We start from the raw sequence: 4069 nt of genomic DNA on the forward strand, positions 1-4069 counted from the left end.
GCCGGAAGTGAAGGTCGCACTGCCGCAAGGCGATCCCGCACGCGATGCCACCGTGCTCCTGGTCGGCAGGGGCGCGGCCTATCCCGCGCTCTCCGTCGCGCTCGGTGAACGCGTCGGCGTGGTCGGCGCACTCTCGATCGAGGCGGCCGCGAAACATCTCAACACCCGTGACCTCGATGGCGTCGTGCTCGCGGAGGGTTTTACAGCGCGCGTCACCGACGCCTTTCTCACGGTGCTCGCCGAGGACACCCGCTTCCGCAGCCTGCCCGTCGTCGTCACCGCGCACCAGCTGACCCAGACTTACGACCTGCCCAATCTCGAGCTGATCCCGGGCGAGCCGGCCAAGGTCGCGGCCAATGCGCTGCCCCTGATCCGCCAGCACGCGATGGAAGCACAATTGAGCCGCACGCTGCGCTCGATCGATGCCGGCGGCTGGCTCGATCCGCGCAGCGGCCTGCTGACGGTGGAAGCTTTCGCCCGCGATTTCGCCAAGGCGGTCGAGCAGACGCTGGCCCGCGGCGGCGGCCTGTCGGTCGCGCGCTTCGCTTTCGAGCCCGGCAATTCCCGCGCCCAGCTCGATGCCGCACGCATCCTCAGCCGCCTGATGCGGCAGATGGATTTCGGCACGGCGCAGAAGGACGGCTCGGTCATCGTCGTGTTTGCGGAAACCGACTTCCGCACCGCCCACATGATCGCCCGCCGCCTCTCCGCGGTGATGCGGCACACCTCCAACGGCAAGCACGAGATGCGCAGCGAGCCCGTCGTCAGCGTGGACTCGCTGTCGCCGTCGGACACGGCAAGGTCGCTGCTGGCCCGGCTGTCGGCGGATGCGTCAAGGGCGGCGTCGTAGTCTCAGGCGCGCTAATACAAGGGTGGGCAAAGGCGCACTTGCGCCGTGCCCACCATTTTCCCTGACGGCGGCTGCGGTGGGCACGCTTCGCTTTGCCCACCCTACGACATGTCGCCCCGCCCCTACGCCGCCTTCTTACTTTCCGCGAGCTGCGCCAGCTGGCGCATGATCTCCGTCGTGCCGGCGAGACGCTCTTCCGGGGTCTCCCAGTCCTGCAGGAACACCACCTTCATGTCGGGTCGTACCTTGGCGGCCTGGCCGTGGCTGCGGATGAAGGTCACCAGGCGATCGGGATGGGCGAACGAATTGTCGCGGAAGGCGATGACGGCGCCCTTCGGGCCGGCATCGATCTTCCCGACATTGGCCCTTCGGCAGAACGCCTTGATCGCGGCGACCTTGAACAGGTAGCGCACCTCGTCCGGCAGCACGCCGAAGCGGTCGCGCATCTCGGCACCAAAGTTCTCGATCTCCTCCTCGGTGTCGAGGTCGGCAAGGCGCCGGTACAGCGACAGCCGCACCGAGAGGTCGCCGACATAGTCCTCCGGAATGAGCACGGGCATGCCGATCGTGATCGACGGCGACCAGCGGTCGGCGGCAGGCTCGGAAACGCCGGCCTTGAGGTTGACGATCGCCTCCTCCAGCATCGACTGATAGAGCTCGAAGCCGACCTCCTTGATGTGGCCTGACTGCTCCTCGCCGAGCAAATTGCCGGCGCCGCGGATGTCGAGGTCGTGCGAGGCGAGCTGGAAGCCCGCGCCCAGCGTCTCCAGCGATTGCAGCACGGTGAGCCGGCGCTCGGCCTGCGCCGTGATCTTCTGCTGCGCCGGCAGCGTGAACAACGCATAGGCGCGCAGCTTGGCACGGCCGACGCGGCCGCGGAGCTGATAGAGCTGGGCGAGACCGAACATGTCGGCGCGGTGCACGATCAGCGTGTTGGCGTTGGGGATGTCGAGGCCGGATTCCACGATGGTGGTCGACAGCAGGATGTCGAACTTGCCGTCGTAGAACGCCGTCATGATGTCCTCGATCACGGCGGGCGGCATCTGGCCGTGCGCGACCGCGACCTTCATCTCCGGCACGTTCTTGTCGAGGAAGTCCTTGACCTCGGCGAGGTCGTCGATGCGCGGCACCACGTAGAACGCCTGCCCGCCGCGATAGCGCTCGCGCAGCAGCGCCTCGCGGATCATCAAGGGATCGTGCGGAGCGACGAAGGTGCGAACCGCGAGCCGATCCACGGGAGGCGAAGCGATGATCGAGAGTTCGCGGACGCCGGTGAGCGCGAGTTGCAGCGTGCGCGGGATCGGCGTCGCCGACAGCGTCAGCACGTGCACCTCGGAGCGAAGCGCTTTCAGCCGCTCCTTGTGGGTCACGCCAAAGTGCTGCTCCTCGTCGACGATGACGAGACCGAGGTCGCGGAACTTGATCGCCTTGCCGAGCAGTGCATGGGTGCCGACGACGATGTCGACCGAGCCGTCGGCAATGCCCTTCTTGACCAGATTGAGCTCCTTGGTCGCGATCAGGCGCGAGGCCTGCGCCACGTTCACCGGAAAGCCCTTGAAGCGCTCGGTGAAGGTTCTTGCGTGCTGGCGCGCCAGGAGCGTGGTCGGCACCACGACCGCGACCTGCTTGCCCTCAAGCGCCACGGCAAACGCGGCGCGCAAGGCCACCTCGGTCTTGCCAAAACCGACGTCGCCGCAGATCAGCCGGTCCATCGGACGGCCGAGTTCGAGGTCCTTCAGTGTGGATTCGATGGCCCCTAACTGGTCCTCGGTTTCGTCATAGGGGAAGCGTGCACAGAACTCGTCGTAGAGACCGGGCTGCACCAGCAGCTTGGGCGCCTCGTGCAGATGGCGAGCGGCAGCGATCTTGATCAATTCCCCCGCGATCTCGCGGATACGATTCTTGAGTTTCGCCTTGCGGGTCTGCCAGCCGCCGCCGCCGAGCCGGTCGAGCTCGACCGTGGTCTGGTCGGAGCCGTAGCGCGACAGCAGCTCGATGTTCTCGACCGGCAGGAACAGTTTTGTTTCGGCGGCATAGTGCAGTTCGAGACAGTCATGCGGCGCGCCGGCGACATCAAGCGTTTGCAGGCCGACGAAGCGGCCGATGCCGTGGTCGACGTGGACCACGATGTCACCGGCGGCAAGGCTCGTCACCTCCGAGATGAAATTGTCGAGCTTGCGGCTGGCCTTGCGCGGCCGCACCAGGCGGTCGCCGAGGATGTCCTGCTCGCTGATGAGCGCGATCTCGTCGGTCTCGAAACCGCTCTCGAGGCCGAGCACGGCGAGCATGGTCTCGTTGCGCGGGGTCGCCTGCACCGTGCGCCAGGAGTTGACGCTGGTGGTGTGGGGCAGCTTGTGGTCGCGCAGCATCGAAGTCATGCGGTCGCGCGAGCCTTCGCTCCAGAGCGCGATCACGACCTTCTTGCGCTGGGCGTGCAGCGCCATCACGTGGCTGACCACGGATTCGAACACGTTGACCGTGGTGTCGTTGCGCTCCGGCGCGAAGTCGCGGCCCTTGCGCGCGCCGGCGTCGACGACACTCGTGCCATCGGTCGGCACGGAGAACTGCGTCAACCGCACCAGCGGCATGTCGCTCTCGCGCTTGGTCCACTCTTCGTCGGTGAGATAAAGCCGATCCGGCGGCAGCGGCTTGTAGATCGCGCCGCCGCCCGGATGCTCCATGGCATCGCGGCGGGCCTCGTAATAGTCCAGGATCTGCTTGAAGCGCTCGCGGACGGCGTCCTCGGCCTGCGGCTCGATCGCGATAGCCGCGCCTTGCAGGTAGTCGAACAGCGTGTCCATCCGGTCCTGGAACAGCGGCAGCCAGTGCTCCATGCCGGGATGGCGGCGGCCCTCGCTGACGGCCTCGTACAGCGCATCGTCGCGCGTGGGCGCGCCGAACTCGGCAACATAGCCCATGCGGAAACGGCGGATGGTGTCGGTGACGAGCTGGAACTCGGAGATCGGCACCAGGTCGAGCGCGCGCATATCGAGCAGCGTGCGCTGGGTCTCGGCGTCGAAAGTGCGGATCGACTCCAGGCTGTCGCCGAAGAAGTCGAACCTCACGGGCTGATCCAGGCCGGCCGGGAACAGGTCCAGGATGCCGCCGCGCACGGCATATTCGCCGGGCTCGCGCACGGTCGAGGAGCGGTTGTAGCCGTTGTGCTCGAGCCAGGCGACGATGGTGTCCATCGGCACGACGTTGCCGGGCGCGACCGAC

The 4069-nt window shown here is 66.9% G+C and carries 2 protein-coding genes; one reads left to right on the top strand and one right to left on the bottom strand.

Features of this window, described 5'->3' with window-relative positions:
• Window positions 1-850 (top strand): GGDEF domain-containing protein (locus MOV74_RS32830; RefSeq protein ID WP_246931143.1); only part of this gene is annotated, 850 nt, incomplete at its 5' end.
• Window positions 851-972: 122 nt separating this feature from the next.
• Here MOV74_RS32830 and mfd read toward each other — a convergent pair.
• On the bottom strand, window positions 973-4069 hold a 3097-nt coding region (gene mfd, locus MOV74_RS32835; RefSeq protein ID WP_246931144.1), incomplete at its 5' end, for a transcription-repair coupling factor.

It is taken from the genome of Bradyrhizobium sp. SHOUNA76, assembly GCF_023006445.1.
In the GTDB taxonomy this organism is placed as follows: Bacteria; Pseudomonadota; Alphaproteobacteria; order Rhizobiales; family Xanthobacteraceae; genus Bradyrhizobium.